This is a genomic window from Ruegeria marisflavi (genome assembly GCF_025673445.1).
Classification (GTDB): Bacteria; Pseudomonadota; Alphaproteobacteria; order Rhodobacterales; family Rhodobacteraceae; genus Ruegeria_B; species Ruegeria_B marisflavi.
Map to the genome: position 1 here is coordinate 1 of NZ_JAOVQN010000052.1, position 4,911 is coordinate 4,911.

Below are 4,911 nucleotides of genomic sequence, written 5' to 3' on the forward strand. Positions count from 1 at the left end.
CCCGTCGTCTCGAATGGCTTCTCAGCGCAGCTTTGCGGACATCTGACTGAACCGCTCAGATGTCTCAGAAGAGCCCATAATGTCCAATACTGTGCCTTGCGTGAATGTCTGGTTTCAAAGCCGGTTGAGGGACGCAAGGCGACGAGTTCAGTTTGACATTGTCCCGGATGCGATGGCACGCTTTGCGCTGATCCTTTCAGCGGAAAGATTTTGTAAAATGACGGCATTCGTAATCGGTCAGATGCAGATCCACAGTCGTGACTGGATGGACGAATACTTTGCGAAGATCCCGGACGTTGTCGCACGACATCGCGGGCAGTTTCTGGTCAGGGGCGGCGATCCCGAGAGCCTCGAAGGCGACAATGCGCTTCCTGACGCCGCCTTCATCATCGAGTTCCCAGACCGCAGCTTCGCGAAAGATTTCTGGGGGTCGAAGGAGTTTCAGGCGCTCGCGGTCTTGCGCCGAACTGGTTCATCGCTGAACGCGATCTTGGTCGACAAGCTGGCGTAGAGGATCCGAGAATGGCGGCTTCTTTCAACCCGTACTACGGTGAACCAAAGATCCAAGCCCTTCAACAGGCCAGAGATGAGCAGGTCGCCGAACTCCTCGACCTGCCTGGCGCAGTGATTCACGCCCGCACTTTTTCCAGCGATGATCCTGCCGCGTTGGGTTGGCATTACCTGCGAAGGATCATGTCTGACGAAGGACTGGTGACATTGCGAGGTGCCGATGCGGCGACCATTGCAAGGGCGAAAACAGAACTGAGCAGCTTTGATCCCAAATTGCATGTGTGGGACCTCTTCATGGCAGACGCTCAGACCATCCGGGACGTCTGCGGAAAAATCATTGACGTGGCGCTTCCCGAAGGCTTGACCCGTGTAGATGACGAAGAGTTGACCCCGCAAAAGGCCCGCGAAATCCAGACATTCCTTTCGGATCAGGGTGTTTCCCCGTTCTCGACGGATACCCTGCTCGGCCAGCTCTTTCCGGCACGATTGATTGCCTTGCAAAACGCCGAGGCGAAGATTGTCGCCGCCGGTTTCGCGGCCATGACCCACAACCGCCACAGCCCATTTTTCAGGTCTGCGTGGGTCGGCCTTGTCGCGGTCGATCCTGCGCTGCGCGGACTGGGGCTTGGAAAATATATGGATGCGCTCTGCAACCTCGTTGCCGTTGATGAACTCGGCGCAATATCGACGATGGAGTTCGTTGCACAGGACAATGCTCCGTCACGCGCCATGCTGGAAAGCTGCGGTTTGAAACAGGTGGACGCGAGATCAGTTGTCATGTTTTCAATATCTGCTGACCGTATCACGAAATAACAGCCACTTCGAAAATCCGGTGCGAACCGATTGCGTTTTTCCAAAGCTGACTTTCGCGCAGCCGCAGCGAAAGCTCACTTCGTCCGCATGTGAGACATCGAACACAACTGCAGCGAATGGCAGAAGTTGGGAAAAGCAGTCGTTGCGGCGCAAAAGCGGACTTTGCCGGAGCACGGACCTGTCATGAGTGACTGGTTGCGATTGGTTACCGGTCATCCGACAGAAAGCCTCAGATGACCGAGCCGAGCCCTTACCGGACTTGATCCAGCTGTGACGCTCGCAGATGCGGCGTGAAATCGACTGAAGCTGTCAGCTGCGACGCAGAAAGCAAAGCGGCCGTTCGTGACAACCGCAGCGAGCACTCGGGCGCCGATGTCCGAGTTGCGGACGAAGCGGACGCGAGCACGCCGACAGTTGCGCGACATGCAATCGCAATATTGCTAAGGTGCCTCAGGTACGATGGAGAAAACCATAGGATGTCGGTCGCACAATTTCTGGAGAGTGTTGGCCTGGGACAATACGCGGACGTCTTCGAAAAGGAGGCGGTCGACGCCGATACTCTCGCGGATCTAGATGACGGGGATCTGCGCCATCTTGGCCTGCCACTAGGGCATCGAAAAAAGCTGCTGCGAGCGCTTGCCTCCGATCCGGCAGCGCCAGAGTTCGGTCAAAGCGCATCGGAATTTCGGCGCGTATCGGTGCTGTTTTGTGATCTGGTCGGGTCCACGGAACTCTCCCAGAAAATGACCGCTGAGGAATTTCGCGACCTGCTGGCCGCGTTTCAGCGGGCCAGCGTCAGAGCGGTCGAAGCCCGCGGTGGTCATGTCGCCAAATATCTTGGCGACGGTTTGATGGCCTATTTTGGCTATCCACGCGCTTACGAAGACGACGCGGTCAGGGCCGTTGAGGCTGCGCTCGACATGTTGGAAGGCATTCACCGCATCGACACGCCAACAGGCACCGCTCTTCGAGCGCGAATTGGAATCCATTCGGGCTCGACCATTGTCGGCGAGATGGGCGCCGGGCTCTCGCGCGAGAAACTGTCCGTCGTGGGGGAGGCGCCGATCATAGCATCAAGGCTGGAGCAGCTGGCCGAGGCAGATGAAATCCTCATCAGTGGCGAGGTCGGCCGTCTGGTCGAAGGGTTCGTATCATCTGACGCACTCGGCGAGCGTCGGCTCAAGGGCGTCGAAAGACCGATCATGGTCCATCGACTGCTGGGCCGGACGGAGGCCAGAAGCCGGTTCGAAGCGACGCGAGGCCGCGGACTCACGAGAATTGCTGGGCGGTCCGAAGAGATCGCCCTCATTCGCTCCCGTTGGAACCGGGTGCGTCAAGGCGATGGACAAGTATTCGTACTGAGCGGGGAACCCGGCATCGGGAAATCGCGGATCGTGACCGATCTCCACGATCATATTCTGGAGAGTGGCTGCAAGCCGATTGTTGTCCAATGCTCCGAGCAGCATGGCGGCAGCGCCCTCTACCCATTCATAGATACGCTGGACCGCGCCGCAGGCGTCATCATGAGAGACGATGCAGCGACGCGACTGGCGAAGCTTTTGGATTTTATCGGCTCGCTTCTGGGTTCAGACGCCGCGGAGCGCATGCAGGACTACCTTTCGGCCTCCGGCGAGGGGGCAACCGGAGAGGACGCCGCCAGGAGGCGGCGTGGCGCCATCGAGGTCTTGCTGAAATGGATGTGCTCAGGAGCCATCGACGAGTTTGCCTGTATCATCGTCGAAGATGTTCATTGGTCGGACCCCAGTTCGCGCGAACTGATCGGTGAACTCGCAGGCCGTTCCAGCGAATCCCCGATACTCCTTGTCGTCACTACCAGACCGACCTTTGCGGCGGATTGGGCGTCCCAGCACAACGCAACGATGCTGTCGCTGAACCGGCTCGGTCGCGCGGAGAGTCGGCTCATCGTCGATGAGCAGTTCCGCGGCCTTCAAGGTAAGTCGGAGCAGATGCGTGACATAATTGATCGCGCCGAAGGCGTACCGCTGTTCCTGGAGGAACTGAGCCGCGCTGCGAAGGACATGGAACACGGCGGCGAAGAAAATACCGTACCGGCAACGCTGCATGGGTCCCTGGCCACTCGCCTGGACGGACTTGGAAAGGCAAAGCATATTGCCCAGGTCGGCTCGGTTCTCGGCCGACGTTTTCCCGGCTTCATCCTTTCCGAGGTATCCGGCGTCGGGGGCGTCGAACTTGAAGAATTGGCTTTGCAATTGGTCGGGGCGGACATCTTCGTTAGGCACGGCGCGTCGGCGGACGCGGAATACGGCTTTACCCATGCCCTTGTGAAGGACGCGGCCTACGCCAGCCTGCTGAACCGCGACCGCAGGCTGCTGCATGGTCAGGTCGCGGACCACCTGTCCAGTCTACCTGCCGCCAGATACTTCCCGGTTGAAACGATTGCGGATCATCTCTTCCGCGCCGAGCGTTTCGGTGAGGCCGCCCAACAGTGGCTTCTCGCTGGACGCGACGCCCAGAAGAGATCGGCTGACCATGAGGCTGTCGAGCATTTTTACGATGGCCTTCGCGCGTTAGTAGCGGTCCCACCGTCTCGCCAGCGTGATGAGAGCGAGCTTGAGATCGTACGGGCGCTCGCGCCGCTCGTACTTGTCGTCAAAGGCTGGAGCTCGACCGAAACATCCGAGATCTACGCTAGGGCGCGGGTCCTGAGCCAGAAGCTTGATGAACCGGCGGCGCTCCTGCCCATACTCTATGGCGAATATCTCATCCACGTGTCCCGGGCGGAGTTCAACCCGGCGCTAAAACTTGCCCGCGAGCTGTTGAAACTTGCCGAAGACCTGGCCGACGATGCCGGATTGCTTCAGGGCCATCGCGTGATCGCTTGGTGCTCGCTCTATTTAGGCCGCCTGGCAGACGCCGAAAAGCACGCGTCCCGATTGCTGGCGCTATATCGCAGTGACCGGCACAGCCAGGTCAAACTGGAATATGGCTACGATCCGCAGGTCGCCGGGCTATCCATCTTGGCCATCATCTCCGCTCTCGGTGGCGATGCGGAGGCGTCGAAGAGGTCCGGAGAGAAGGCCGTCGCACATGCGCGGGCGATCAATCACGCCAGCAGCCTCGCCTACGCCTTGATGTTCGCCTGTGCGATACCGGCGGCTATGCGCTCCGACATGTTGATGGCTGACGCGTTCGCCCAGGAACTCAGGCGTTTGGCGGAAGAACAGCACAGCGGACTATGGACCGCATATGCGGATATCATGCAGGGTTGGGCAGGAAATGGCGGTGCCGAACTCATCAAATCCGCGATCAATCGCCTGTCGGCCACGGCCCGCAATCCCTGGCGTCCATTTTTTCTTTCGCTGTGCGCAGAAAGACTCCTGCGTTCCGGTCAAACGGACGAAGCCCTGGCGATGTTGGGTGAAGCGGCAACTTCGGTCAGGAAGACGAACGAAAGAAACTGGGAGGCCGAGATATATCGCCTGTTGGGGCGAGCGGAACGTCAGCGTAACGGCGGCGCCTCGGACAGTGGACGCGACTGGATAATGAAAGCGATCGATGCAGCTCGACGGGACGGCTCTGTCATGGTCGAAGAGAGAGCGCGCGTTG

At 59.2% G+C, this 4,911-nt stretch carries 3 protein-coding genes; all 3 read left to right on the forward strand.

Annotated features, from left to right (window positions below; translation table 11 throughout):
• The first annotated feature begins 79 nt into the window (after positions 1 to 79).
• Positions 80 to 511 (forward strand): DUF1330 domain-containing protein, encoded by a 432-nt coding sequence (locus tag OEZ49_RS22775; RefSeq protein ID WP_263390438.1) that lies wholly within the window; start codon positions 80 to 82, stop codon positions 509 to 511.
• A gap of 11 nt (positions 512 to 522) precedes the next feature.
• Complete coding sequence (locus OEZ49_RS22780) at positions 523 to 1,323, forward strand: GNAT family N-acetyltransferase (protein ID WP_263390439.1); 801 nt, start codon at positions 523 to 525, stop codon at positions 1,321 to 1,323.
• Positions 1,324 to 1,799: 476 nt separating this feature from the next.
• Positions 1,800 to 4,911: adenylate/guanylate cyclase domain-containing protein (locus OEZ49_RS22785; protein ID WP_263390440.1), on the forward strand; the 3,112-nt coding region annotated here is incomplete at its 3' end.

What these genes read in the sequence shown, in the direction of transcription:
- OEZ49_RS22780 (WP_263390439.1), top strand. Translation starts at nt 523, where the DNA reads ATGGCGGCTTCTTTCAACCCGTACTACGGTGAACCAAAGATCCAAGCC.
- OEZ49_RS22775 (WP_263390438.1), top strand. Translation starts at nt 80, where the DNA reads ATGTCCAATACTGTGCCTTGCGTGAATGTCTGGTTTCAAAGCCGGTTG.